Genomic DNA, 24,436 nt, shown 5'->3' with positions numbered 1-24,436 from the left:
TCACGCCGCCACCGCCGTGTCGTCGAGCTGGCTCCATTCCGCCCAGGACCCGTCGTAGACGGCAACATCCGGACGTCCCAGCCGATAGAGCGCCAGCGCCAGCATGCATGACGTGATGCCCGAGGCGCAGGTGGTGACGATCGGCTTCTCCAGATCGACGCCGGCACTCGCGAATCGGGCTGCGAGCGCGTCGGGCGCCATGAGCACGCCCGTGTCCGGGTCGACCAGATCGGCCCAGGGCAGATTGATCGCGCCGGGGATGTGGCCCTGGCGCTTGAACGTGAACACGTCCGCTTGGGTGCCATCGAACTTGCCGGGCCCACGGGCGTCGACCAGCTGCGCGCCGCCACTCTGCACGGCGGCCGAGGTGGTCACAAGCTCCGGCCTGAAGCTTGCGCTGAAACTCGCCGGCACCGGGCGCACCGGCGTCATCTCGGCCGGCCTCTTCTCCTTGGTCCATTTGCCGAAGCCGCCGTCGAGCAGGGCGACGTTGTCGTGCCCGAACACGCGGAACATCCACCACACGCGGCCCGCGGCGGAGCCGCCATAGTGGCGGTCATAGACGATGACGCGGTCGGCATTGCTGATGCCGAGCAGCCCGACCTTGTGGGCGAAATCCTCCGCTGACGGCAGCATGTGCGGCAGCGGGCTCGACTTGTCGGCGACCTGGTCGATGTCGAAATGCACCGAGCCCGGCAGATGCCGGCCGCGATATTGCGTACGGCCATCGAGATTGGTGCTCGGATGATGCCAGGTGCAGTCGAGGATCTTGGTGGCGGGATCGGTGAGATGTTGCGCCAGCCATTCGGAGCTGACCAGGGCGTCAGAGAAGTCTGTGCTCATGCATTCGCTCGCGATGTCGTTAAACCAACAGGAGGGACCTGGTCCAAGGCGTGACGGCGTCCGCCGTCACAGCGTCTTCGGCATCGGATAGCCCGGGCGTGGATGCGTGTCGTAGTATTCCGGACGCTCTGGCCAGCCGCCTTCGGCGATGATCTTGAAGGTCGCGACCGTAACCGGCGCGCCGGGCGAGCATGACACTTCGGTGAACTTGATCTCGCGCTCGCCTGGGCCGGCGGAGAAATCGGCGACAGTGGTGCCGTCCGCCTTGCGCGCCCGCGCAAAGCCGGGCGTGCCGACGGTGGCCGCCGGCACGGACGTCGCGACGAAGTTCGGCTGCTCGAGGCCATCCACCGCGGGGGCGAAGGCGGGCGAGCCGAACGTGAAGGTCGCGAGCACGCCGCTGCGGTCGACCGGCTTGTCCGCGGTGATCGGACGCGCCACCGAGTAGACCGTCAGCGTGCCGCCCTCCAATGCCGCCTTGATGTCGTCGAGCGAGCTCTCGACGAATTCCAGTGCCACGTTCATGTCGATCTCCTTACAAAGCCGTACTCGCAGGAGAAATTTTCAAGTTCTGTGCCAGTCTCTCGCAGCAGCGAAGAAAGCCAGGCGGACGGGCGGAGTTGCGCGAATCTTGCAACGCGTTCCGCAGGCGAGCCGACCGCCGCTCCCGCTGCGCTGAAGCGGCCGTGTCGGAGATGCGCCAGACATCGATGAGGCCCGACATGACGACCGACGTCGCTTACGCCATCTGCAGCTTCAACGACATCCCGAGCCGCCGCGCCATGGGCTTTCAGCTCATGATCGTGGCCGAGGACGGAACGCAACGTCCGTGGCCGATCTTCGTGATCCGCTGGGGCAAGCAGGTGTTCGGATATCTGAACATGTGCCCGCACGATAAGGTCAATCTCGACTGGGAGCGAAATCAGTTTCTGGACGGCAACGGCCTGCGCATCCTGTGCGGCAAGCACGGCTCGCTGTTCGAGATCGGCACCGGGCTCTGCGTCGACGGCCCGTGCAAGGGCGAGAGCCTGACGCCGGTGGCGTTGAGCGTCCTCGATGGCGACATCTGTGTGACCGGCGTGACCTTGGTCGAGGATGAAGAGGATGAGGATGAGACCGGCCTGCAATGCGAGGAAGGCTGAGGCTGCGATCCCGGCGAAGTCCCGACGGCAACTGCCGGGACTTCATCTTGCATATGAAGAAAAGGACGATGTCAGACCGGTCGGTTCTCGTTGCGGTTCTTGACCGGCTCCATCCTGGCCAGTGCATCCGCGTAAGGCACGAGATCGTAATTCTCACTGAAGTCCTTGGCGGTGTCTAGCACGTAGTCGAGCTTGCCTGCGGTATCGAGCTTCTTGATGTCGTTCTTGTCGATCGACAGCAGGTCCAGCATCTCCTTCCACACTGTGGATTCGTCGCAAGGCAGGACATAGAACGTCACGTCGCCCATCTTGATGCGATACTTCGCCAGGAGGTCGATGTTGTTGCAGAACATGAAGTACTTGCCGTTCGGCTGCAGCAGGTTCTTGAGCACCTCGACCGCCGTCTCGAGATAGGCCAGCGAGTGGATGTAGCCGACCAGCACCGGAATGGTCGCCTCGCCGTCGTTGACGATCGTCAGCACCTGCTCGATCGAGAAGTCCGGCGGCCGCTTCTCGTCGGCGACCTGGGTCTGGAATTTCAGCGCGATGTCGCCGCGGAAGCCGAACCGTCCCGGCCTGGTGGTCGGCGCCTTGAGGACGGCGTTGAGCAGCCGTCCTTCCTTGTCGAGCTGCGCGAGCGCGGTGGTCTCGATCGCAACCGTCTTCTCCAATGTCGTCATCAGCAATCCCCTCGCATGTCCTGGTGAGCCGTCTCGCCGCACGGCGCGGTCGAAAAGGGCTGGAATGCAAATTGTCTGCCGATGTGTGCTGCGTCTTGATTTACTTGGTCTTTCGCCCGCGACCTCAGAGCATTGTCGGGTTTCCGCCGCGACATCCTTTCGGCACGTCCGAGGCCGGCGCAAATCATCCGTGTCGGAAACCCGACATGCGTCGGAAACGCCACAGCGACTTTGCGAAAAACCGTGTCGTTTCAGTTAATTGCTGCATGGCATGAGACTTGCCACTCCTGTTCGCAACAGCCGAATGGGAAAGGCGAGACGATGATGATCAATCTGACCGACAGCGCCATCAACGCGGTTCGCAACGCGATCACGACCTCCGACAAGCCGGTCGACGGCCTCAGGATCATGGTCGAAGCCGGTGGCTGCGCCGGGCTTAAATACAATATGGGCCTCGTCAGCGGCAGCGAGCCGGAGGACACCGTGATCGAGCGCGAGGGCGTGCGCGTGCTCGTCGATCACAAGAGCCTCGAATATCTCGAAGGCACGACGATCGATTTCGTCATCGCGCTGGAAGGCTCCGGCTTCACCTTCGAGAATCCGAATGCCAAGTCAAGCTGTGGCTGCGGCAAGTCGTTCGCTTGATTCTTCGCTCGATCATTCAACACGCGAGAAGTGAAACCATGCTGGTCGAATCCCAGGGCATCGTCGAAGCGCCGTCGCAGATGAGCGAGCGCGAGCGGATCATCCGGGCCGTGATCGAGGAGGTCCGTCCGAACCTCAAGCGCGACGGCGGCGATTGCGAGCTCGTCGAGATTGATGGCAACAAGATCATGGTCAAGCTCGCCGGCGCCTGCATCTTCTGCAAGCTCGCCAGCGCGACGCTCGAGGGCATCCAGGCGCGCATGATCGAAAAGCTCGGCGAGTTCGTTCGCCTCGTTCCGGTGGCCGGCGCAGCCAAGGCGCGGCATTAAGGAGCGGTCTTGCGTCCGGTCTATCTCGACAACAACGCGACGACCCGTGCGGATCCTGAGGTCGTCGCCGCGATGTTGCCGTTCTTCTCGGAGCAGTTCGGCAATGCGTCGTCCTCGCATGCGTTCGGCAGCGAGGTGGCCAGCGCCGTGAGACAGGCGCGCAAGGGCCTGCAGGCGCTGTTAGGGGCCGCCTTCGACCACGAGATCGTCTTCACGTCGGGCGGCACGGAATCCGACAACAGCGCGATCCTGTCGGCGCTGCAAACCCAGAGCGGCCGCGACGAGATCGTCACGACGGCGGTGGAGCATCCCGCAATCCTGTCGCTGGTCGAGTATCTCAGGGACAAGCGCGGCCTCGCGGTGCACCTGATCGGCGTCGATGCGGCCGGTTGCCTCGATCTCGAGGCCTACAAGCGCGCGCTCGGGCCCCGCACTGCGATCGCCTCGGTGATGTGGGCCAACAACGAGACCGGCACGCTGTTCCCGATTCCGGAGCTGGCGAAGCTCGCACATGACGCCGGTGCGCTGTTTCATACCGATGCCGTTCAGGCTGTCGGCAAGGTCGCGATCGATTTGAAAGCTGCCGGCGTCGACATGCTGTCGTTGTCGGGCCACAAGCTGCACGGCCCCAAGGGCATCGGTGCGCTGTACCTTCGCAAGGGCACGCCGTTCGCGCCGCTGGTGCGCGGCGGCCCGCAGGAGCGCCGCCGCCGCGGCGGCACCGAAAACGTTCCCGCCATCATCGGTCTCGGCAAGGCGGCCGACCTCGCCGGACAACATCTTGCCGACGAGCAGGGCCGGGTGCGCGCGCTGCGCGACCGGCTGGAGCAGGGCATCATCCAGGACGTCGGCCATTGCGCCGTGCTGGGCGATATCGAGCACCGGCTGCCCAACACGTTGAACATCGCCTTCCAGCATCTCGAAGGTGAGCCGATCGTGATGCGCCTGAACCAGGCGGGCATCGCGGCTTCGCTCGGCTCGGCCTGCGCGTCCGGCTCGATGGAGCCGTCGCATGTGCTGCGCGCGATGAACGTGCCGTCGGATCTGCTCCGCGGCGCCGTCCGCTTCTCGCTATCGCGCGACACCACCGACGACGACATCACGCGCGTGCTGCAGGTCCTGCCCGACATCGTCGCCAGGCTGCGTGAGACCTCGCCGGCCTGGCTGCAGCATCATCCTTCACAATCGGCGGACCCCCTTCGATCCACGGAGCTCACGTAATGAAAGTCATGATCCGCCGCTCGCCGGAAACGGGCCTGTCGATCTACGTCCCCAAGAAGGACCTCGAGGAGCCCATCGTCGAGTCCGAGCACGAGTCCTTGTGGGGTGGCTGGATTCGCATCGCCAATGGCTGGGTGCTCGAACTGCCGCAGATGGCCGCCGACACGCGGCTGCCGATCACGATCAATGCGCGCAAGCGCGGTGGCGAAGGGGACGAGTGATGAATGCGCCGCTTCCTCATATCGACATCGTCAGACAGGCTGATGCCGAAGCCCTGCTCAAGGACGTCGTGGCCCGGCTGAAGGCCGGCAAGGTCGTTCCGTATCTCGGTCCCGGCGTCTCGGAGCAATCCGGCGCGGCGGTGCCGATGAATCCTGAAGCGCTGGCCGCGTTCTTCGGCACCAAGGTGGCGCTGCCGCGCCGCGCCAAGGGCAATGCGTGGGCTTCCGCGCAGCACATCGAGAGCACGCGCCACCGCTCGACGGTGACGGCGCTGATGGCTGAAGCCTTTGCCGCGCCCGTCGCGCCGACACCGCTGCAGCAGTATCTGGCGTCGCTGCCGCTGCCGATGGTCGTCGACAGCTGGTATGACGGCGCGATGCGGACGACGCTCGCCGGGCGCGGCGATTGGGGCGAGGTGCAGGGCATCACGCGGGCCGGAATCGGCGAGGACCGCTGGTATCGCTTCTACGACGCTGCGGGCGCCGAGAGCGATCGTGAGAAGGCCGGAAGCTGGACCACGCTGCTCTACAAGCCGCATGGCGGGACCACGCCAGCCAAGAACTTCCTGATCACCGACGCCGACTATGTCGAGGTCCTGACCGACATCGACATCCAGACGCCGATACCCGACACGGTCAAGGACCGGCGCACCGACCGAAGCTTCCTGTTCATCGGCTGCCGCTTCAACGACCAGTTGCTGCGCACCTATGGCCGGCAGGTGATCAAGCGCTCCGGCGCCGAGCATTACGTCCTGGTCGAGCCTGACTCATTGTCGAAGAACGAGTTGAAGTTCTTCATCGCCGAGCGGCTGACGCCGATCGCGATTCCGCTGGCCCGCGCGACCGAGATCATCATCGGCGGCTGAGCGAAACCACGACACCGGAAATCGAACAGCGCGGCCGCAAGCTGCGCTGTTTTGCCGTTCGTTCCTGTGTCCCAATTCGAGTCTGTAACGTTTCTAACAACGCTCGAAACGAGAGCCTTTCGCATGTTGGCAAGGCGACAGGCGCGATGATTTGGCTAAGGCGTTGATAGTCTGACGAAATGATCTTGTACGCGGCGTGGCACGCGAGTTGCTGAACCCTAGCCCAAGGCGGTTTGCGGCTCGCCAGCAACGTAAGGAGCGGACATGGACGCGTCAGTGCAGCACGAACAGGCGACGATACCGGACGGCGACAAGCTGAGCTCGGTGATGCAGACCATCGCGGAACACAAGGGCTGCGGCACCTCGGGCGGCAGCGGCAAGGCGAGCTGCGGCTCGGGCGCCGGCGAGAACGACCTGCCGCCGGAGATCTGGGAGAAGGTGAAGAACCATCCCTGCTACAGCGAGGAGGCGCATCATCACTACGCGCGCATGCACGTCGCCGTCGCGCCCGCCTGCAACATCCAGTGCAACTACTGCAACCGCAAATATGACTGCGCCAACGAGTCGCGTCCGGGCGTGGTCAGCGAGAAGCTGTCGCCGGAACAGGCCGCCAAGAAAGTGCTCGCTGTCGCCTCGACCATTCCGCAGATGACCGTGCTGGGCATTGCCGGTCCGGGCGATCCGCTCGCCAATCCGGAGAAGACGTTCAAGACCTTCGAGCTGATCGCTCGCACCGCCCCCGACATCAAGCTCTGCCTGTCGACCAACGGCCTCGCGCTGCCCGATCACGTCGACACCATCGCCGGCTTCAACGTCGATCACGTCACGATCACCATCAACATGGTTGATCCCGAGATCGGCGCCAAGATCTATCCGTGGGTGTTCTGGAAGCACAAGCGCTACACCGGCGTCGAAGCCGCCAAGCTCCTCACCGATCGGCAGCTGCAGGGGCTGGAGATGCTGACCGAGCGCGGCATCCTCTGCAAGGTCAACTCGGTGATGATCCCCGGCGTCAACGACAAGCACCTCGTCGAGGTCAACAAGGCGGTGAAGTCGCGTGGCGCCTTCCTGCACAACATCATGCCGCTGATCTCCTCGCCGGAGCACGGCACCGTGTTCGGCCTGACCGGCCAGCGCGGCCCGACCGCGCAGGAGCTGAAGGCGCTACAGGACGAGTGCGAAGGCGAGATGAACATGATGCGGCATTGCCGGCAATGCCGCGCCGACGCCGTGGGCCTGCTCGGTGAGGATCGCTCCGCCGAATTCACCACCGACAAGATCATGGCGATGGAGGTGAACTACGACATCGACAGCCGCAAGGCGTATCAGGAGGCGGTCGAGCAGGAGCGTGTCGCCAAGGTCGTGGCGAAGCAGGAGGAGCTCGCCTCGCTCGCCGGCCAGTCCAGCGACATCAAGCTGCTGATCGCGGTCGCGACCAAGGGCTCGGGCCTGATCAACGAGCATTTCGGACACGCCAAGGAGTTCCAAGTCTACGAGCTCTCCACGGCCGGAGCCAAGTTCGTCGGTCACCGCCGCGTCGACCTGTACTGCCAGGGCGGCTATGGCGACGAGGACAGCCTGGAGACCGTCATCCGCGCCATCAACGACTGCCATGCGGTGTTCGTGGCCAAGATCGGCGGCTGCCCGAAGAGCGACCTGCAGGCCGCGGGCATCGAGCCGGTGGATCAGTTCGCCCATGAGTTCATCGAGAAGTCCGCGATCGCCTGGTTCAAGAGCTACCTCGACAAGGTGAACAGCGGCGAGATCCAGCACGTCGTGCGCGGTGACGCCGAAATTCGCCAGGGCGCCCTGATCTCGGCAGCGTGACATCAGACCCCGGCGGCGCCGTCGCGTCGCCGGGCCCCTTCGACAGGAGCCTTTAATGACCTTGAAGATCATTGCCTCGCAGTGCACGAGCTGCTCGGCCTGTGAACCCGAATGTCCGAACGTGGCGATCTCGGAGAAGAACGGCACCTTCGTGATCGATCCGAAGAAGTGCACGGAATGCATCGGCCATTTCGACGAGCCGCAATGCGCGGCGGTCTGCCCGGTCGACAACACCTGCGTGATCGACAATTCGTTCCCGCGCTATCAGCCGCCGGCTTGAGGGAGACCGAGATGAACTTCACGCTCACGCCAGCCGCGCAGAAGTTCATGCGCATGATGCTGCGGGCTGACGGCACTGCGGGCTCTGGTTTCCGTCTCGCGGTGTCGCCCGGCGGTTGCTCGGGACTTGCTGCCGATATCACCGTCCTCGCGACGCCGCAGCCCGGCGATGCGGTGGTTGAACGCGATGGCGTCAGGCTGTTCCTGCCGGCGGAGAGCCGTTTGCTGCTCGACGGCGTCACCATCGACTTCGCGGATACCGCGACGCAGACCGGCCTCGTGTTTCACGATCCGAAGCAGGTCTCGTGCTCGACCCATGCCTTGAAGGCGCTGGAGCACTAGGACAGCTCGCCATGCCCACCGACGCCCGGCCCAGCTCTCAGACCGCCATCGAGGACGCGCTGCTTGCCGACGCGCTGCTCGGCGGCGGCCTGCCGGAGGAGGCCGAGTATCATCTGTGGCAGGCGGGCCAGAGCTATCATCTCGACGATGTCGCGGAGACGCATCTGAAAAAGGCGGAAGCGCTGGCGCCTGGGCATGCGGCGGTCCTGATCGGCTTCTACCGGTTCTATTTCTACAAGGGACGGCTCGCTGACGCGTTGCGCATCGCCAAGCGGTGCCTCGCCAAGGCGGCCGTCGAGAACCGCTTGCCGCCGCATTGGCGCGACGTTCGCGCCAGTCATGCCGAGTTCGGCAGCTATGACAACATGCTGCCGCGCTTCTTCATGTTCACCTTGAAGGGATACGCCTATTTGCAGATGCGCCTCGGCAATCTCGTCGAGGGACGGCTCGCGGTGCAAAAGCTGCTCGAGCTCGATCCCAGCGACAAGATCGGCGCACGCGTCCTGCTCGAGGTGGTCGACCGGGTGGAGCTCGACGATGAATGACGACATCGACGAGGCCATCGACTGGCAGGGTAACGAGATCAGTTGTGCAGGCTGCGAACACGCGCAGCTCAACGCATCCGGCGGCTGTCGCCTTCGGCACGCCTGCGTGCACGACCGCTACGCCCGCCGCATCGACCGCTTCTTCAACTGGAATCCGGCGCTCGCCAACGGCTACGTCAAGCATCCGCATTTCGAGGTGCGTGCTATCGCGGCCAAGCATGCCAGCCCGTTCTTTCTGCCTCCGCTGCTCGATGATCCCGAGGAGACGGTGCGCTGGAACGCTGCGCGGCGGCTGCCGAAGCGGCTGGTGCTGCGGCTGCGCCATGATCCGCATCGCGAGGTCCGCATCCGGATCGCGACGGTGCTCGATCCGGAAGATCTGATGCCGATGATGATGGACGACGACTATTACGTCCGTCTCGTCGTGGCGCGCCGCATCGTGCCGTCCGTGCTGGGCCGCATGATGGGAGACCCGGAGGCCGAGGTCCGCCGCGTCGTCGCGCGGCGCATCCCGAGCGACTGGCTGCTCGGCATGATCAGCGACCCCGATCCGCGAGTGCGGCTCGAGATCGCCGAGCGCCTCGCGCCGGATCTCCTCACCGCGATGCGCAAGGACGCCGACTGGCGGGTGCGTCACGAAGTTGCGAGCCGGATCGCGCTCAGTGAGCTCGCGGAGCTGGTGCGCGACGAGGACCCGCTGGTGCAGGAGATGGCGCGCGGCCGGCTCGCGAGCCGCTTCGGAGCTGCGATGGAGAAACCGGCATGAGCAACATCGTTCGTGACAGCGAGGTCGTGGAGTTGTCAGCGCCGCCGTATTTCACGTTTGGCGAGAAGGTCAAGGCGAAGCGCACGATCCGCAACGACGGCACCTATGCAGGCAAGGAGATCGGCGAGGTCCTCGCGAAGAAGGGCGAGATCGGTTACGTCGTGTCGATCGGGACCTTCCTGCAGCAGTTCTACATCTACGGCGTCGAGTTTCTCGAAAGCGGGAACCGCGTCGGCATGAAACGCAAGGAGCTCGAGGCCACCGTTCCCCGCGGGGAGGCCGAGGACGAGCTGCCGCTGCCGGGAGCATACAAGTCATGATCGAGCCGCGCCTGCCGAAATATCAATGGGGTCAGCGCGTGAAGGCGCTGATCGATCTCGTCAACGACGGTTCGTTCCCGAATGCGCCGGCCGAGGCCAAGCTCGTCGGCGTTGGCGACTTGGGCGAGATCGTCCAGGTCGGCACCCACACCGAAGCGAACATGCCGATCTATCTCGTCGAGTTCGGCGAGCAGCTGGTGGTGGGCTGTCTCGAAGAGGAGATCGTCCCGGTCTAAGGGAGATGATCAGCCATGGCCGCAACCGCGCTCAAGCCCAGCGTCATTCTGCCCGCACATCCCAACGAGCTGGATCGCAGGCGGATCGAGCGCGCGCTGAAGTCGCGCAAGCGCTATCGCTATGTCGAGCCGACGGTCTTGCCGGTCAACGAGGGGTATCACGTCAGGAGCCCGTGCTGCTCACGCAACATCGACAAGGACGGCGGGGTGATCGACGTCGCTTTGCTGCGTCACGATCCGGCGAATGCGATGTGGAAGCTGTTCTGGAGAGATCACGGCCAGGGAACATGGGAGCTGCACAGCGTGCACAAGCGGTTGACCGCGGCGGTCGACGAGCTGAACGCCGACCCTGAGCGGATATTCTGGCAGTAGGACGAAGAGGACGGGTGACATGGCACTTGCCGAGCAGGAACTGAATGAGATCGAGCAGGTCCTCACTGGACCCGATGCCGGCAGCGCGGCGTTCGGCGAATTGCGCCGTCGCTTCCCCAAGCTGGTCCTGACGCGTTGCGATGCCTCCGACGTAACCGAACAGCCGTTCCGCAGCTACGCGGCGTTCGACCTGCATCTGCTCGATGCCAGCGACCATTGCGCCGGCGTGACCGACGATCCCGCGAAGGCCACCGGCCTGATCCTGGCCAGGCGGAGCTGATCATGACCAAGCCCTATCTGGTGCATGACGCCGATCGACAGGAGCAGGACGAGGCTGAGTTGACGCCGGTCGGTTTCGACTTCATCCCGTTGTCCGATCCTGACATCACGACGGCGGAGATCGCCGCCGTGGAGGCGACTTTGCGGTCGCCGCGGCTGTCCTGCGGTCCGCTCGTCGAGGAATTCGAAGCGGCATTCGCGGCCTATCTCGGCCGCAAATATGCCATCGCGGTGCCGAGCGGGACGCTGGGCCTGGTGCTCGTCCTCAAGGCTATGGGGATCGGCCCCGGCGACGAGGTGATCGCGTCGTCCTATTCGTTCCGCGAGGTCGCGCACGCGATCAGTATCGTCGGCGCTAAGCCGGTCTTCGTCGATATCGACTACTATTCGGGCACGCTGGCGCCAAGCAAGATCGGGGCGCGCCTCACTGAGAAGACCAAGGCAATCCTGGCCGGCAACACCAACGGGCATCCGGCCAAATGGTCGGAGCTGCAGGCGATCGCCAAGGCGCACAATCTGCCCCTGATCGAGGATTCGACCGAGGCGATCGGCTCGAAATATCAGGGCGCGCTGGTCGGCACCTTCGGCGTCGCGTCGGTGTTCGACTTCTCGCAGCCTTTTGCATTGACCTGCGGTGAGGGCGGCATGGTCGTCACGGATGACGTCGACATTGCGGTCGCCGTACGTCGCCACCGCTTGCACCGGCTGGACGAGCGCGGTTCGGTCGTGGTCAGCAGCAGCCCGTCCCACCAGGCTGTCATGAGCGACGTGACGGCGGCGCTGGGCCTCGCACAGCTGAGGCGAGTCGACGAGATCCTCGAACGCCGCAAGCTGATCGAGCAGATCTATTATAGCCAAGTGCAATCGTTCGAGGGAATCAAGGATCCCTATGTCGGGCCTGATGTCACCGACGTGAACTGGTTCCTGTATCAGGTGCATCTGGGCACGCGGTTCTCGAAGTCGAGCCGCGATTCGATCGTCGAGGATCTCAGGGTCGAACAGGTCGAGGCGATCGCTTATTCCAATCCGCTGCATCTGCAACGACACTATTTCAACATGGGCTATCGGCGGGGCGACTATCTCGTGACCGAGAAGGTCGCCGATCGCGTCGTAGCCCTGCCGTTCCACGTCCACCTGACCACGGACCAGATCGCCTTCATCGTCGCGACCATGAAGGACGCATCGGTCAATGTCGGAGCGGGCGCGGCGATCTACTGACGAGTTCTGATCTCAAACTGGAAGAGGAGAATCCAAGTGGCGACATTGACGGTAATGCCATCAGGCAAGACGATCGAGGTGGGCGAGGGCACCACCATTCTCGCGGCGCTGCTCGGCGCCGAGGTCGACATCCAGCACAAATGCGAGGGCCAGGCGAAGTGCGGCTCCTGTCACATCTTTCTGCAGGAGGGACGCAAGGGCGTGTCGAAGGTCTCCAAGCTGGAGAACGAGAAGCTCGACACCATCGTCGGCGTCGGCTCGAAATCCCGGCTCGCGTGCCAGGCGACCATCCTGGGCACCGAGAACGTCAAGATCGAGTTGCTCGGCTTTGGCTCGGGTCTGTAACAGGAGGATCAGATGGACAATGTGACGCTCCATGTCCGCTTTGCCAATGACGGCACGGTGGCTGAAATCAGCGAGCGGCCGGTCGGCCTGACGCCGCAGCAATGGTTCGACAAGTTGAGTGAGGCGATCGGAATGAAGGCCTATCAGACCTTCGCCGGCGGCCGCGGCGTGTTTAAGGTGGCGCGCGACCAGATCGAGGCCTTGAAGACCGCAGCCGTGTCGTGACGGCTGCACTGCGGACTCATGCTTGAAGCGGCTGCGTAATGACGGATACAGGGCGGGATTGCCGGTTCTTCGTCTCGTATACGGGCATCAAGCTGCCGCTGCGGCTGGTCACGGCGATCGCGCCGGAGCAGCTGTCGAACCGCAACACCTTCATCCGCGGCTATTTCGATGCCGCGGGTGCGCTCACCGGATTCGAAAAGATCGTCTATGGTGAGATCGAGCTCACGCATCGCTACAGCTACCATGCCAATGGGGCGCTGAGCCGGGCCGAGATCGTGATGCTCGACGAGGATCCGGTGACGCTCAATTTCGACGAGAAAGGCGTCCCTGTCGCTGGACAGGCCGCTGCGTGAGGAGGAGGGATCGTGACCGTCGCCAAGCTGATCGAGGTCCTTGCCAGCATGCCCAAGGACGCTATCGTGCTGATGGACAGCGGCGGCGGATTGTCGCGTGTCGATACGCTGGAGCTTGTGGACGAGCAGGGACCCGGCGCCCCGGCTGAGGTCATCCTGCAGCCGAGCTTGGACGAGTAGAGACAGGAACGGCCGGATGGCGGATGCTGGGACTTCAGAGACTGGAACTCCGGGCGCAGGGCCGGTCGCGACCCCCTATGAGCGGATCGGCGGTGCCGTCGTGGTCGACCGTCTCGTCGAATCCTTCTACCATCGAATGGATACTTTGCCCGATGCCAAGGGCATCCGCGCCATGCACGGCAGCAATCTCGGGCCTATCAAGTACATCCTGAAGCGCTATCTCTCCGAATGGCTTGGCGGCCCCAAGCTGTACTCGCCCGAGAAAGGCCATCCGCGGCTGCGCCAGCGTCACATGGGCTTCGCCATCGGCAATGCCGAGCGCGACGCCTGGCTGCTGTGCATGCGCGGCGCGCTCGAGGAGACGGTGACCGACGTCCAGGCGCGGCACGACGTCGACGCCGCCATGACCAAGCTCGCCGACTGGATGCGCAACCAGGCCGGCAACCCGCACGATGCTCGCGCCGCGCGGCCATAGGCCTGCGGTTGCGTCATTGCGAGGAGCAAGGCGACGAAGCAATCCAGAATCGTCGTGTTGCGCTAGATTGCTTCGCTGCGCTCGCAATGACGGAGACTGCGCGGCGCGTAGGGTGGGCAAAGCGAAGCGTGCCCACCACGACTCCATCAGCCGATGACAGCCGATGGAATGGTGGGCACGGCGAGCTTCGGGCAAGCCTAGCAATTGCCGCCGGTGGCGCCTTTGCCCACCCTACGGCTCCGGAACGGCCGAGCTAATACAATGGCACGCCGAAGAAGTTCTCGTCGTCGCCGCCCCAGGCGCGGTGTAGCGCCAGGGCGTTCTGCCATTGCATCATCTCGGCCTCGCTGGCATTGCGATGCGTGATCCTGCCGTCCGGCACCTCGGCGAGCAGAAAAGGCTTGCCGTTGCGGATGAAGCGGTTGAGATCCTTGGTGTCGTTGGGGCGCACGACGCAACGTGGCCGCTCGTCGATGAGGATGGTGGTCGGCAGCATCGCGGCGCTCTCACTCCATCGGATTGTCAATCAGCCGGCGGTCCCATGTCGTCGTCGGCCTTCTTCTTCTTTTTCTTGTCGGTCTTGGCCAGCGCATAGGCGCCGGCGTTCTTCAGCGTGATCGGCGGCTGCCCGACGATATATTGCGAGATCCACGCCAGGGTCCGGTCATGTGCCAGCGTGGCTGCAGATTCATCATAAGTCTCGCCGTCACCGTCGAACGCATGCGCGGCATTCGGATAGGAGAACGCGCTGACCTCGGGATGATAGGCGCGGAACATGGTCACCTCCGCGAACGGCACGACGATGTCGGCCTCGCCGAAATGGAGCAGCGTCGGAATCCTGCGCTTGGCGCCGGCTGCGTTGACGACACCGGTCGCGTAGTAACTCACCGCGCAGGCCACACCGGAGACGCGGTTGGCCGCGTCATAGGCGAGACCGCCGCCGGCGCCGAAGCCGACCACCGCCACCTTGCCGCATTCCTTGACGCTGTCGACCGTTGACTGGATCTCGGCGAGCAGCGGCGCTGCCGGGTCCGGCACGGTCTTGGCCGGCTCGCCCTCCGTTGCCGCGTCGATCGCCGCAGGAGGCGACAGCTCCGGCGCAATCACGACATATCCGCTGGCTGCAAAGGCATCGGCGACCTTGCGCAGCTTGCCAGCAGCGCCGGTGCCATCCGGCAGGACGACGATCGCCCCCTTCGGCGCATCGGCTGGATCGGCACGAAACGCCTGGAAGGTATGGCCGTCGCTGGCGGTCAGCTTGATCGTGCTCTCCGTAGGCATGTGATGCTCCTGCTCCTGTTGGCGCGGCTCGCGCGCGTTACAACAAACCCAGCTCCAGCGCGGTCTCTTCGGACATGCGCGACTTGTCCCATGGTGGCTCGAACACGAGCGTGACTTTCACCGACGCGACGCCGTCGACGGCCTGTACGGCGTCCTCCACCATGCGGACGATCTCGCTTGCGACCGGGCAGCCAGGCGCCGTCAGGGTCATGTCGATCTCGACGACGCCGCCGCCCTCGTGCGCGATTCGATAGACCAGGCCGAGATCGTAGACGTTCACCGGAATTTCCGGGTCGTAGACCGTCCGCAACGCGGCAATCACGCTCTCGGCGGCATTCCGGGAGCCGCTCGCTACGGCGTTCTGTGCCGGGGAAGGAGAGGGCGGGGCGTGCATCGTCATCATGCGTTGGTTCCTCTCATGATCCTGGTTCGCACCGGGGGATGGTCGTTGGAATTCGTGTCATGTTCGCTCTGCTCATGCTTGGCGTCGCCTCAATCCGAACCGAGCCCCTCGGCCAGCGCGGCGACGACCGGCCATCCGACGGCGCCGGCGGGATCCAGTCGCCGCAGCGCCGCGAGCATTTCGGCAGCACCCTCGGAATCAGTCTTGCGCAGATGAATGAAGGCGAGTGCCTTCAGCGTGTAGAGCGCGAAGCGGCCGGCGCCATCCGGCAGCGGATCATGCGGCGTCCAGTGCCGCCAATCACGTGGCCAGCCGGCTTGGCGCGCCGCTTCCGCAAGGCCCAGCTCGGCGACCGCCTCTGCCTCGTCGAGATGGCCTTGATAGGTGTGAATCTTGTACAGACAGAAGTAGGTCGGCAGCTGCTGCGGAGCGGTCGCCAGCGCCTGGCGAAACAGCCGATCCGCCTGCGCGTGGTCGCGGCGGTACGCCGCCACGCCCTGTTGCAGCAGCGCATCGATCTCCTGCGGCAGATCGCCGAAGTTGATCGTGTCGGGTTCGCTGACGAGTTCGAGCATCTGCATTGACCTCGATCAAATCACTGCAAGACGCGGACCGTTTTCGAGCGGGTGCAGCGGCGCCAGAGTCGGTACAAGGCGGGTGGAAGAACGGGCCGATGTTGGATTTTGAACGCGGCCTCTTCGCTGCCCCGTGGCTGATGTAGCAAAGACGACGCGACGCGGGCTGTTTGGCCTGGACAAGTCGTCAGATGCCGACGAGCCGGCGATTGCCGCCCGCAAATGACTGGTTCGGAGCTTGCATGAGGCCTTCATCAATCCAGCGGGAGTGGCAGCGATGGCGATGGCAGCGACGGATATCGAGCGTCTGATCAAGGAGGCGTTCCCGGATGCCGTCGTCCTGATCGAGGATCTGGCAGGCGATGGCGACCATTATTCGGCGCGCGTCACCTCACAGGCTTTCGCCGGGAAGAGCCGGGTGCAACAGCATCAGATGGTCTATTCGGCTCTCAAGGGCCAGATGGGCGGCGTGCTGCATGCGCTGGCGCTCGAGACGTCATTGCCGAAGTGATCGTTGCGATCCGGCTGATCGGTCGCATTCAGGGAAAGGATCCAGTCTATGTCGACATCCGAACGCATTCAGAAGCTGATCGACAGCAATGATGTCGTGCTGTTCATGAAGGGCGTGCCGGCCGCGCCGCAATGCGGCTTCTCCGCCGCGGTGGCGCAGATCCTGGCCAAGCTGGACGTGGCTTACGAGAGCGTCAACGTGCTCGCCGATCCCTTCATTCGCGAGGGCATCAAGGAGTTCTCCAGCTGGCCGACCATTCCGCAGCTTTATGTGAAGGGCGAATTCGTCGGCGGCTGCGACATCGTGCGCGAGATGTTCCAGGCCGGCGAGCTCGCGACGCTGCTCGCCGACAAGGGTATCAAGGCGCCTGCGTCATGAGCGATTCTGATGTTGCCGAGGCGGATGATTCATTCGAGATTCCGCAGCTCTACAAATACCACGCCTTCGTCTGCCTGACGCAGCGTCCGCCCGGACATCCGCGCGGCAGCTGCGGCGCGCTCGGCGTACAGCCGCTGTGGGATCGGCTGACCAAGACCATCGAGGCGCAGCGGCTGACGGACATCGGCGTCACCGCGGCCGGCTGCTTCGGCTTCTGCAGCGCGGGACCGATGATGGTGGTCTATCCAGACGGCGTCTGGTATCGGCCGACCAGGCCCGAGGATATCGACGAGATCGTCGAATCCCACTTCAAGCAGGGCAAGCGCGTCGATCGCCTGGTCATGGTGTTGAAGCGCTGAGCTTGCAGAACGGAGCCGCTCAACGCGGCTCCGGACAAGGTGTCGACCCCTCCGGACGCGTGCAGCCCTGGACATCGTCCAGATCGTCGCCCTGCCGGAGCAGCGAGATCACGGGTTCACGATCGAAGCCGGCGCAGCACCGGCCGCCGGCTTCGATCAATGGCCGACGGATCAGCAGCGGATCCTCGAGCATCAGGTCGATCGCTGCGACGGCTTCGATTGTCTCTGGCTCGATCGCTCCCGATTTCACGCGCGGCGAGGCTGGATTGAACCAGCTCCAGACGGGCGTCCCGGCGAAATACGCCCGCAGCCGCTCGCCGGTCCAGGGCTCGGTCAAGAGATTCCTGGCGACGACATCGTGGCCGGCGCGCGCCAGCATCAGCTTCTGCCGGGCGTTGGTGCCGCAGCCCGGCTTCTCATAGAAGACGACGGTCGTCACGTCAGGCGCCGCCGAGCTGGACCAGCTGCGCGCCGCCGGCGCGGCCGAGAATGGTGTCGACCTTCTTGCGCACCGACTCGATCGTAAGCGGCTTGACCACGGCGCCATGCGCGCCGGCCTTGAGACCTTCGATCGCGATCGCCTCGTCGGCCTTGGCGGTCACGATCAGAATCCGCACGCCTTTGAACTTCGCCAGGATCTCGCGGACGAGCTCGGGGCCGCGTTGCTTCAAGAAGGAAACCCCGAGCAGCACCACGTTCGGTGCCAGCCAGTCGACGCCCTTCTCATACGCCTCCTCTGGCGTCGCCAATTCATGTGTCTCGATTTCATCGTGCAACATGAACTGCAGGGCCGCGCGCGTGATCTCGTCGTCATCGATCACGAACACGCGCCGCTGGTCCACCGCCTTGGCCGTTTCCACTCCGATCTGCATTGCATCCTCCTCAACGTTGTCAGCGTCTGTGCCGCAGGGCTGCGGAGGGGGATCTAGCAAATCTCGTTCCGGGTCCTGCGCGGCTGAAACGGCGCAGCCGTTGTGTCGTTTCAGACAGGGCTGCGTGTCGTCGCATCTTGCGAAGCATTCCGATGTCGGGTTTCCAACAACCCGCAATCGCGTCCGGATTGCTCGGCATCTCCTTTGAAACATGATCGTTTTGGCGCTGTGCGCGTGCTGGCACAGCGGTTGCAAAACTGCGCTCAGGCAATGGTTGAGGGCTGAGTGCACGCCGACGCTTCGGACGAGCGATGCTCTCCTTCCCAACAACCCGTCTGCCGGTTCGGACACAAAGAGGACGCGGTCACGCTCTGCTGCAAGCGGGCGCGACATAGGCAATCGGTTGATGGAGAGCAGAATGTCATCACTGCGACAAATCGCATTCTACGGCAAAGGCGGCATCGGCAAGTCGACGACGTCGCAAAATACCCTGGCCGCGCTGGCCGAGATGGGTCACCGGATCCTGATCGTCGGCTGCGATCCCAAGGCGGATTCGACCCGCCTGATCCTGCACGCCAAGGCGCAGGACACCATCCTGAGTCTGGCCGCTGCCGCGGGCAGCGTCGAGGACCTCGAGATCGAAGAGGTCATGAAGGTCGGCTATCGCGACATTCGCTGCGTCGAGTCCGGCGGTCCGGAGCCGGGCGTCGGCTGCGCCGGCCGCGGCGTCATCACCTCGATCAACTTCCTGGAAGAGAACGGCGCCTATGAGGACATCGACTACGTGTCCTACGACGTGCTCGGCGACGTGGTCTGCGGCGGCTTCGCGATGCCGATCCGCGAGAACAAGGCGCAGGAGATCTACATCGTGATGTCCGGCGAGATGATGGCGATGTATGCCGCCAACAACATCTCCAAGGGCATTCTGAAATATGCGAATTCCGGCGGCGTGCGCCTGGGCGGCCTGGTCTGCAACGAGCGCCAGACCGACAAGGAGCTGGAGCTGGCGGAGGCGCTGGCGAAGAAGCTCGGCACCCAGCTGATCTACTTCGTGCCGCGCGACAACATCGTGCAGCACGCTGAGCTGCGCCGCATGACCGTTCTGGAATATGCGCCGGACTCGGTTCAGGCCGGCCACTACCGCTCGCTGGCGCAGAAGATCCACGCCAACGGCGGCAAGGGCATCATCCCGACGCCGATCACGATGGACGAGCTCGAGGACATGCTGATGGAGCACGGCATCATGAAGGCCGTCGACGAGAGCCAAATCGGAAAGACTGCCGCCGATCTCGCCGCAACGGCTTAAGCAGTCTTGGTACCGGCCTTCCTCCCGTCGGAAGGCCGGTACCTCATTGCATGTCCCGCCGGCAGGCGGCAGGGGATCACGCTATGACCATCGCAATCGTGGGCGTCTCGGAGTCCGTTGCCGCTGGCCTGCAACCGTCGCCGCGCAACGGATCCTTCGAAGAGGACAGGCGGCACCACGGCCGCCAGATTTACCGCCTGCTGACCGGCGTCGATCCCGACGATGCGCTGATCGACAGCGACATCGGTTTCGATCGTCACGTCATCGCATCGATCCTCGCCGCTTCAGCGATGGAGCATGGCGCGCTGGCGGAGCGAGCCGGGCTTTCGACCGTCGAGCTGATCGCACTGCTGGCGCAGCTGTTTCCTGCAGCCTCGATCGACTCCTCATGGCTGCCGATCACCGGGGCCGTGGCCGCGCCGGACGACGACGAAATCGCGATGGTGCGCGATCTGCTCGCCGCGCAGCGCTCCACGGACGGCGAGGTCGGCCGCTGGCTCGCAGCCATGGTGGCGCGTCGCGCGATGGAGCCCAACCATCTCTGGGAAGACCTGGGCCTGCGCGAGCGCTCCGAGCTGTCGCGGCTCCTGACGCGTCATTTCGCGCCGCTGGCGAACCGCAACACCAGGAACATGCGCTGGAAGCGCTTCTTCTACCGCATGCTGTGCGAGGACGATGGCTTCGTGATGTGCACGACGCCGGTCTGCACCCAATGCAACGATTTCGCGCTCTGTTTCGGCGAGGAGAGCGGCGAGAGCCGGATGGCCGAGCGGCGACGCGATGTGGCGCTGCAGGAGGCGGCGGGCGCCGCGATGTGAGTTCGAGGACCGTGACGATGTTGATGGACAGCCAGCTTCGATCCCCGTGCAACTCCGACGGCGGACCTTGTCCCCAGGCAGAGACCTGCGAAGCTGGCGAGATCCTGATGCGTCGATGCGAGGACGCGCTGCGTCGGGCCGGGTTGCGTCCCACCCAGCAGCGTCAGCAACTGAGCCGGATTCTGTTCGGCAGCGGTGACCGCCACATCACCGCCGATGCGCTCTATGGCGCCGCCGTCGCCACCGGCATGAAGATCTCGCAGGCCACCATCTACAACACGCTCAATCAGTTCGTGGAGCTCGGGCTACTGCGGCAGATCGGCGTGGACGGCTCGAAATCGTTCTTCGACACCAATACGACCGTGCATCCGCACTTCTTCTATGAGGACGAAGGCGAACTCGTCGATGTGCCCGAGCATGTCGCGTTCGAGGAGCTGCCGGAGCCGCTGCCGGGCTATCGCATGGAGCGGATTGACATCGTCATCCATCTGCGCCGCAGGCGCCAGGCCTGACGGCAGCGCAGGTCGCCGCGGCTTGGCGCTGGGCGACCGAGTCACTTCACCTCGACGTCTGATTCCCGACCCTGTTACGAATCCGACAATCCGTGTTCGCAAAAAAAGCGAAGTAAATTCAATTGATTAGCTTCGGGTCCGGCGGTGGCATGGCCGTTGCTGAGTGAATTGCTGGCCGTGATGGAGCGTCGTGCTTCTGGCGGCCGCACACAGGTTGCGACGGAGCGAGTGAATGCCAGACGTCTCCGGACAGCGCGGGCCCAGGAATGCCCGAGAGGCCGGCTCTGCCCACGGGGGCACGGTCTCGGGGAGCCCGATGCCCCGGGTCATCCTGAACGATACCACGCTCCGCGACGGCGAGCAGGCGCCGGGCGTCGCCTTCGCCCTCGGAGAGAAGGTCGTGATCGCCCGTGCGCTCGCCCGCGCCGGTGTTCCCGAGATCGAGGCCGGCACGCCGGCGATGGGGGTCGACGAGATCGCTGCGATCAGGGCGATCGTCGAGGCCGGTCTGCCCGCGACCATCATCGGCTGGTGCCGGATGCGCGAGGCGGATGTCGATGCGGCGATCGCGGCGGGCGTCTCGATGGTGAATGTCTCCGTCCCGACATCCGATGTGCAGATCGCCGCCAAGCTCGGCGGCAGCCGCAGCGCCGCGTTGGAGCTGGTCAAGCGCGTGGTCGGCTATGCGCGGAGCCGCGGACTGGCCGTTGCCGTCGGCGGTGAGGATTCGTCGCGCGCCGATGTCGGCTTTCTCGCCGAGGTGATCGCGACCGCGAAGTCGCTCGGCGCCCGGCGCTTCCGCGTCGCCGATACCCTGAGCGTGCTCGATCCCGACGCGACGTCAGCGCTGGTCGGCGCCTTGCGAGCGACCACGGACCTGGAGATCGAGTTTCACGGCCATGATGATCTCGGTCTTGCCACCGCCAACACGCTGGCGGCGGTCAAGGCGGGCGCGACCCATGCATCGGTCACCGTGATCGGCCTCGGCGAGCGCGCCGGAAATGCTCCGCTGGAGGAGGTCGCGGTCGCGCTGCGGCAGCTCTACCGGCGCGAGACCGGCATCGTGCTGGCCGAACTCGATCACGTCGCCAATGTCGTGGCGGCCGCCGCGGCGCGCGCCATTCCACTCAACAAGGCCATTGTCGGCGAGCACGTCTTCACCCATGAATCCGGCATTCACGTCGACGGGCTGCTGAAGGATCAGCGCACCTATCAGGCCCTCGATCCGGGACTGTTCGGCCGCTCCAACCGGATCGTGATCGGGAAGCATTCCGGGCTGTCGGCGATCACCTCGCTGCTGTCGGATCTACGCCTGCCGGCGAGCGTCGACCAGGCCCAGCGCATCCTGACGCGCGTGCGCAGGCATGCCGTCACTCACAAGGGGCCAGTGCCGAAAGAGGCCGTTGCGGCCATCTGGCGCGAAGTCTGCGATCACCCGCTGGCGAGCTTTGCCTGATCATGAGCGACATCGTCGACACACCCATTGCAAAGCCGATCGTCGCCGAGCTGAGCCGGCCCTCGCTGCTCCGCCTGATCCGCGAGGACATTGCGTGCGTCCGTTCGCGCGATCCGGCGGCGCGCAGCGAAATCGAGACGCTGCTGACCTATCCCGGCATTCACGCGCTGATCTGGCACCGCCTGGCGCATCGGCTGTGGATTCGCGGCTGGCGTTTTCCGGCACGCTTGTTGTCGTGGCTCGGACGTTTCCTGTCGAATGTCGATATCCACCCGGGCGCGGAGATCGGGCGCCGCTTCTTCATCGACCACGGCGCCTGCGTCGTGATCGGCGAGACGGCAGAGGTCGGCGACGACGTCACGCTCTATCATGGCGTCACCCTGGGTGGCACGTCGTGGTCGCCGGGCAAGCGGCATCCGACGCTGGAAAGCGGCGTCGTCGTCGGCGCCGGCGCCAAGATCCTCGGACCAATCACGATCGGACCGCGCACCCGCGTCGGTGCCAACTCCGTCGTCATTCAGAGCACGCCGCCCGATGTCACCGTGGTCGGCATCCCCGCCAAGGTGGTGCGGCCGGAGTTCACCCATCGTCGAACCGTCGGACGCATCGACCTGGATCATCATTTGATGCCTGATCCGGTCGGTGAGGCACTTTCCGTGATGCTGGACCGGATCGAATTCCTCGAAGCGCAGCTCGCTCACATCAGGCAAAAGATGCGCCAGGGACCGCCGCTTCCGGCGCCGACCTCTTTCTGCGAGGTTGATCCGATTTTGAGCCAAGGAGCAAAGCAATGACTGCGGCATCGCCGAACGTTCTGGACGAACTGAAGAAGACCTCTGCCGCCGAGGAGTTCTTCAAGCTGCTCGGTGTCGACTACGATCCCAAGGTGCTCAACGTCTGCCGGCTGCATATCCTCCGGCGAATGGGGCAGTATCTCGTCAGCGAGGACTTCTCCGACGTTTCCAACGAGGATGTCGCAGCCCGCTGCAAGTCGTTCCTGGAGCAGGCCTATCAGGACTTCCTCGTCTCCACGCCGCTCGATCAGCGGGTGTTCAAGGTGCTCAAGGAGGCGGTGGCGCCGCCGAAACCGGCTCCAAAGCCGTTCGTGTCACTGACGACGCTCAAGTAACGGACGAACTGAGGATCACTCCTACGAGCGCCGCCAGCACGACTGGCGGCGCTTCCGCTTTCAGGCGAGCCGTGCGCTTTCAAGCTCCTGTCGCATTCCCGACGCGTGTTGCTTGCGACGTGTCGGGCCTTGGCGGCGAGTTCTCAGCAACAGAGATCAGGTTCATGCGCCAAGGTGTTGAATCCGTGCCGATAATCATTGCGGCCGAAACTGGTACGACAATTGCTGTCCTGATCGCAGACCTACACACCGGAGTGATCGCATGCATATCGTCGTCTGCATCAAGCAGGTTCCGGACTCCGCGCAGATCCGCGTTCATCCGGTGACCAACACCATCATGCGCCAGGGTGTGCCGACCATCATCAATCCCTACGATCTGTTCGCGCTCGAGGCCGCGCTGCAGCTGCGCGACAAGTTCGGCGGTGAAGTGACCGTGCTGACCATGGGACCGCCGTCCGCCGAGGACTCGCTGCGCAGAGCGCTGACCTACGGGGCCGACCGCGCCGTGCTGCTGACCGATCGCTTCTTCGCCGGCGCCGATACGCTGGCGACCACCTATGCGCTGGCGACAGCCATTCGCAAGGTCAGCGAGACCTTTGGCGCGCCCGACATCGTGTTCACCGGCAAGCAGACGATCGACGGCGACACCGCGCAGGTCGGCCCGGGCATCGCCAAGCGGCTGGGCCTGCTGCAACTCACCTATGTGGCGAAGATCAGCGAGGTCGATCCGGTGGCGCGCACGATCGAAGCCGAGCGTCGCTCCGAGGGTGGTGTTCAGGTGCTGAAGACCAAGCTGCCGTGCCTGGTGACGATGCTGGAGGCGACCAACGAGATCCGCCGCGGCGCCATGGCCGATGCGCTCCGTGCAGCGCGCGCGCAGATCGTCACCTGGAGCGCCAAGGACGCCGGCGTCGAGGACATCTCGAAGTGCGGCCTGAAGGGCTCGCCGACCATCGTGAAGCGGGTATTCGCGCCGTCGGCCCGGGCGGAGAAGGCAACCATGGTTGACTTCTCGAGTCGCGCGCCGGCCGACGCCCTGATCGAGGAATTGTTCAAGCGGCAGCCGAAGCTCGAAGCCGAACTGACGACGTCAGCGCACGGCTTCTGATCCATACGGCTTTTGACGG

At 64.4% G+C, this 24,436-nt stretch carries 40 protein-coding genes; 31 read left to right on the top strand and 9 right to left on the bottom strand.

Annotation, left to right across the window (positions count from 1 at the left end):
- Both QX126_RS30590 and QX126_RS30585 read right to left on the bottom strand, forming a co-directional pair.
- The gene (locus tag QX126_RS30590; protein ID WP_315785952.1) at positions 1–843 is read right to left on the bottom strand and encodes a sulfurtransferase; all 843 of its coding nucleotides are present in this window, start codon (positions 841–843) and stop codon (positions 1–3) included.
- A 66-nt stretch (positions 844–909) separates the two neighbouring features.
- Complete coding sequence (locus tag QX126_RS30585) at positions 910–1,368, bottom strand: hypothetical protein (protein ID WP_315785950.1); 459 nt, start codon at positions 1,366–1,368, stop codon at positions 910–912.
- A 197-nt stretch (positions 1,369–1,565) separates the two neighbouring features.
- Between QX126_RS30585 and QX126_RS30580 the strand changes: the two genes are divergently transcribed.
- Positions 1,566–1,985 carry a Rieske (2Fe-2S) protein gene (locus tag QX126_RS30580; protein ID WP_315756225.1) on the top strand — a complete coding sequence of 140 codons (420 nt, stop codon included), beginning with the start codon at positions 1,566–1,568 and terminating at the stop codon, positions 1,983–1,985.
- 71 nt (positions 1,986–2,056) lie between these two features.
- Here QX126_RS30580 and QX126_RS30575 read toward each other — a convergent pair whose 3' ends face one another.
- Positions 2,057–2,665: a hypothetical protein gene (locus QX126_RS30575; protein ID WP_315785949.1), complete on the bottom strand. Its 609-nt coding sequence runs from the start codon at positions 2,663–2,665 to the stop codon at positions 2,057–2,059.
- A gap of 324 nt (positions 2,666–2,989) precedes the next feature.
- Here QX126_RS30575 and QX126_RS30570 point away from each other — a divergent pair, with 324 nt between their 5' ends.
- The 20 genes from QX126_RS30570 (at position 2,990) to QX126_RS30475 (ending at position 13,709) form a co-directional block, all read left to right on the top strand.
- Positions 2,990–3,310 (top strand): HesB/IscA family protein, encoded by a 321-nt coding sequence (locus QX126_RS30570; RefSeq protein WP_257170758.1) that lies wholly within the window; start codon positions 2,990–2,992, stop codon positions 3,308–3,310.
- A 38-nt stretch (positions 3,311–3,348) separates the two neighbouring features.
- Positions 3,349–3,639, top strand: coding sequence for a NifU family protein (locus QX126_RS30565; RefSeq protein ID WP_315713137.1), 291 nt, complete (start codon positions 3,349–3,351; stop codon positions 3,637–3,639).
- A 9-nt stretch (positions 3,640–3,648) separates the two neighbouring features.
- Positions 3,649–4,860: a cysteine desulfurase NifS gene (nifS, locus tag QX126_RS30560; protein WP_315785947.1), complete on the top strand. Its 1,212-nt coding sequence runs from the start codon at positions 3,649–3,651 to the stop codon at positions 4,858–4,860.
- Entirely contained in the window at positions 4,860–5,081 is a 222-nt protein-coding gene (gene nifT / locus QX126_RS30555) for a putative nitrogen fixation protein NifT (RefSeq protein WP_315713133.1), read from the top strand. Before nifS ends, nifT begins: the two co-directional genes overlap by 1 nt.
- Positions 5,081–5,947, top strand: a complete 867-nt coding sequence (locus QX126_RS30550; protein WP_315785945.1) for an SIR2 family protein — start codon at positions 5,081–5,083, stop codon at positions 5,945–5,947. Before nifT ends, QX126_RS30550 begins: the two co-directional genes overlap by 1 nt.
- A 264-nt stretch (positions 5,948–6,211) precedes the next feature.
- On the top strand, positions 6,212–7,774 hold the full coding sequence (gene nifB / locus QX126_RS30545; protein WP_315756221.1) for a nitrogenase cofactor biosynthesis protein NifB: 1,563 nt from the start codon (positions 6,212–6,214) through the stop codon (positions 7,772–7,774).
- A 55-nt stretch (positions 7,775–7,829) separates the two neighbouring features.
- Positions 7,830–8,054, top strand: a complete 225-nt coding sequence (locus QX126_RS30540; RefSeq protein WP_006609676.1) for a YfhL family 4Fe-4S dicluster ferredoxin — start codon at positions 7,830–7,832, stop codon at positions 8,052–8,054.
- 11 nt (positions 8,055–8,065) lie between these two features.
- On the top strand, positions 8,066–8,395 hold the full coding sequence (locus tag QX126_RS30535) for an iron-sulfur cluster assembly accessory protein (RefSeq protein ID WP_315740966.1): 330 nt from the start codon (positions 8,066–8,068) through the stop codon (positions 8,393–8,395).
- Positions 8,396–8,406: 11 nt separating this feature from the next.
- On the top strand, positions 8,407–8,940 hold the full coding sequence (locus QX126_RS30530) for a hypothetical protein (RefSeq protein WP_315771545.1): 534 nt from the start codon (positions 8,407–8,409) through the stop codon (positions 8,938–8,940).
- Complete coding sequence (locus QX126_RS30525) at positions 8,933–9,706, top strand: 4Fe4S-binding leucine-rich repeat protein (protein ID WP_315740968.1); 774 nt, start codon at positions 8,933–8,935, stop codon at positions 9,704–9,706. Before QX126_RS30530 ends, QX126_RS30525 begins: the two co-directional genes overlap by 8 nt.
- Positions 9,703–10,026 (top strand): nitrogen fixation protein NifZ, encoded by a 324-nt coding sequence (locus tag QX126_RS30520; protein WP_315785943.1) that lies wholly within the window; start codon positions 9,703–9,705, stop codon positions 10,024–10,026. The genes QX126_RS30525 and QX126_RS30520 overlap by 4 nt, the downstream gene beginning before the upstream one ends.
- Positions 10,023–10,262 carry a nitrogen fixation protein NifZ gene (locus tag QX126_RS30515; protein ID WP_315740970.1) on the top strand — a complete coding sequence of 80 codons (240 nt, stop codon included), beginning with the start codon at positions 10,023–10,025 and terminating at the stop codon, positions 10,260–10,262. Before QX126_RS30520 ends, QX126_RS30515 begins: the two co-directional genes overlap by 4 nt.
- A 15-nt stretch (positions 10,263–10,277) precedes the next feature.
- A complete protein-coding gene (locus QX126_RS30510; RefSeq protein WP_315785942.1) occupies positions 10,278–10,634 on the top strand; it encodes a DUF3024 domain-containing protein in 357 nt (118 codons plus the stop codon).
- Positions 10,635–10,653: 19 nt separating this feature from the next.
- Positions 10,654–10,914 (top strand): hypothetical protein, encoded by a 261-nt coding sequence (locus tag QX126_RS30505; protein WP_315740972.1) that lies wholly within the window; start codon positions 10,654–10,656, stop codon positions 10,912–10,914.
- 2 nt (positions 10,915–10,916) lie between these two features.
- A complete protein-coding gene (locus QX126_RS30500; RefSeq protein ID WP_315785938.1) occupies positions 10,917–12,131 on the top strand; it encodes a DegT/DnrJ/EryC1/StrS family aminotransferase in 1,215 nt (404 codons plus the stop codon).
- Positions 12,132–12,167: 36 nt separating this feature from the next.
- Positions 12,168–12,476 (top strand): 2Fe-2S iron-sulfur cluster-binding protein, encoded by a 309-nt coding sequence (locus QX126_RS30495; RefSeq protein ID WP_315740974.1) that lies wholly within the window; start codon positions 12,168–12,170, stop codon positions 12,474–12,476.
- A gap of 12 nt (positions 12,477–12,488) precedes the next feature.
- Positions 12,489–12,701 (top strand): hypothetical protein, encoded by a 213-nt coding sequence (locus QX126_RS30490; RefSeq protein WP_284423618.1) that lies wholly within the window; start codon positions 12,489–12,491, stop codon positions 12,699–12,701.
- A 38-nt stretch (positions 12,702–12,739) separates the two neighbouring features.
- Positions 12,740–13,054 (top strand): DUF6156 family protein, encoded by a 315-nt coding sequence (locus QX126_RS30485; protein WP_315740975.1) that lies wholly within the window; start codon positions 12,740–12,742, stop codon positions 13,052–13,054.
- Positions 13,055–13,066: 12 nt separating this feature from the next.
- Entirely contained in the window at positions 13,067–13,234 is a 168-nt protein-coding gene (locus QX126_RS30480) for a hypothetical protein (protein WP_315740976.1), read from the top strand.
- Positions 13,235–13,250: 16 nt separating this feature from the next.
- Positions 13,251–13,709, top strand: a complete 459-nt coding sequence (locus tag QX126_RS30475; protein ID WP_315785935.1) for a group II truncated hemoglobin — start codon at positions 13,251–13,253, stop codon at positions 13,707–13,709.
- Between the two features lie 253 nt (positions 13,710–13,962).
- Here QX126_RS30475 and QX126_RS30470 read toward each other — a convergent pair whose 3' ends face one another.
- The 4 genes from QX126_RS30470 to QX126_RS30455 all read right to left on the bottom strand — a co-directional run bounded on the left by QX126_RS30470 (position 13,963) and on the right by QX126_RS30455 (position 15,974).
- Positions 13,963–14,205, bottom strand: coding sequence for a hypothetical protein (locus QX126_RS30470; protein ID WP_315740978.1), 243 nt, complete (start codon positions 14,203–14,205; stop codon positions 13,963–13,965).
- A 26-nt stretch (positions 14,206–14,231) separates the two neighbouring features.
- Positions 14,232–14,990 carry a dienelactone hydrolase family protein gene (locus QX126_RS30465; RefSeq protein WP_315785932.1) on the bottom strand — a complete coding sequence of 253 codons (759 nt, stop codon included), beginning with the start codon at positions 14,988–14,990 and terminating at the stop codon, positions 14,232–14,234.
- A gap of 37 nt (positions 14,991–15,027) precedes the next feature.
- Positions 15,028–15,390 (bottom strand): iron-sulfur cluster assembly protein, encoded by a 363-nt coding sequence (locus QX126_RS30460; RefSeq protein ID WP_315741024.1) that lies wholly within the window; start codon positions 15,388–15,390, stop codon positions 15,028–15,030.
- Positions 15,391–15,482: 92 nt separating this feature from the next.
- Complete coding sequence (locus QX126_RS30455; RefSeq protein ID WP_315740980.1) at positions 15,483–15,974, bottom strand: hypothetical protein; 492 nt, start codon at positions 15,972–15,974, stop codon at positions 15,483–15,485.
- Between the two features lie 271 nt (positions 15,975–16,245).
- Between QX126_RS30455 and QX126_RS30450 the strand changes: the two genes are divergently transcribed.
- Genes QX126_RS30450 through QX126_RS30440 form a run of 3 tightly spaced genes read left to right on the top strand, consistent with a single transcriptional unit; the run spans position 16,246 to position 17,216 of the window.
- On the top strand, positions 16,246–16,479 hold the full coding sequence (locus tag QX126_RS30450; RefSeq protein WP_315768831.1) for a BolA family transcriptional regulator: 234 nt from the start codon (positions 16,246–16,248) through the stop codon (positions 16,477–16,479).
- A 48-nt stretch (positions 16,480–16,527) separates the two neighbouring features.
- Positions 16,528–16,857: a Grx4 family monothiol glutaredoxin gene (grxD, locus tag QX126_RS30445; protein WP_315785929.1), complete on the top strand. Its 330-nt coding sequence runs from the start codon at positions 16,528–16,530 to the stop codon at positions 16,855–16,857.
- Entirely contained in the window at positions 16,854–17,216 is a 363-nt protein-coding gene (locus QX126_RS30440; protein WP_315785926.1) for a (2Fe-2S) ferredoxin domain-containing protein, read from the top strand. Before grxD ends, QX126_RS30440 begins: the two co-directional genes overlap by 4 nt.
- A gap of 19 nt (positions 17,217–17,235) precedes the next feature.
- Here the strand turns inward: QX126_RS30440 and QX126_RS30435 are convergent, their stop codons facing one another.
- A complete protein-coding gene (locus tag QX126_RS30435) occupies positions 17,236–17,655 on the bottom strand; it encodes an ArsC/Spx/MgsR family protein (RefSeq protein WP_315740984.1) in 420 nt (139 codons plus the stop codon).
- Between the two features lies 1 nt (position 17,656).
- Positions 17,657–18,088, bottom strand: a complete 432-nt coding sequence (locus tag QX126_RS30430; protein ID WP_315741025.1) for a response regulator transcription factor — start codon at positions 18,086–18,088, stop codon at positions 17,657–17,659.
- A 418-nt stretch (positions 18,089–18,506) separates the two neighbouring features.
- Between QX126_RS30430 and nifH the strand changes: the two genes are divergently transcribed.
- From nifH to QX126_RS30395, 7 genes are all read left to right on the top strand, one after another.
- Positions 18,507–19,394 (top strand): nitrogenase iron protein, encoded by an 888-nt coding sequence (gene nifH, locus QX126_RS30425; protein WP_315740985.1) that lies wholly within the window; start codon positions 18,507–18,509, stop codon positions 19,392–19,394.
- A gap of 83 nt (positions 19,395–19,477) precedes the next feature.
- The gene (locus QX126_RS30420) at positions 19,478–20,212 is read left to right on the top strand and encodes a nitrogen fixation protein NifQ (protein ID WP_315785924.1); all 735 of its coding nucleotides are present in this window, start codon (positions 19,478–19,480) and stop codon (positions 20,210–20,212) included.
- Positions 20,213–20,229: 17 nt separating this feature from the next.
- A complete protein-coding gene (gene irrA / locus QX126_RS30415; protein WP_315785922.1) occupies positions 20,230–20,724 on the top strand; it encodes an iron response transcriptional regulator IrrA in 495 nt (164 codons plus the stop codon).
- Between the two features lie 316 nt (positions 20,725–21,040).
- Positions 21,041–22,180 carry a homocitrate synthase gene (gene nifV, locus QX126_RS30410; RefSeq protein WP_315785920.1) on the top strand — a complete coding sequence of 380 codons (1,140 nt, stop codon included), beginning with the start codon at positions 21,041–21,043 and terminating at the stop codon, positions 22,178–22,180.
- A gap of 2 nt (positions 22,181–22,182) precedes the next feature.
- Positions 22,183–22,974, top strand: coding sequence for a serine O-acetyltransferase (gene cysE, locus QX126_RS30405; protein ID WP_315740989.1), 792 nt, complete (start codon positions 22,183–22,185; stop codon positions 22,972–22,974).
- Positions 22,971–23,309: a nitrogenase stabilizing/protective protein NifW gene (gene nifW, locus QX126_RS30400; protein ID WP_315740990.1), complete on the top strand. Its 339-nt coding sequence runs from the start codon at positions 22,971–22,973 to the stop codon at positions 23,307–23,309. Before cysE ends, nifW begins: the two co-directional genes overlap by 4 nt.
- 262 nt (positions 23,310–23,571) lie before the next feature.
- A complete protein-coding gene (locus QX126_RS30395) occupies positions 23,572–24,417 on the top strand; it encodes an electron transfer flavoprotein subunit beta/FixA family protein (protein ID WP_315740991.1) in 846 nt (281 codons plus the stop codon).
- Positions 24,418–24,436: the final 19 nt, after the last annotated feature.

Source organism: Bradyrhizobium sp. SZCCHNPS1003, assembly GCF_032381555.1.
GTDB lineage: Bacteria > Pseudomonadota > Alphaproteobacteria > Rhizobiales > Xanthobacteraceae > Bradyrhizobium.
This window is presented reverse-complemented; position numbering and strand designations above follow the sequence as displayed.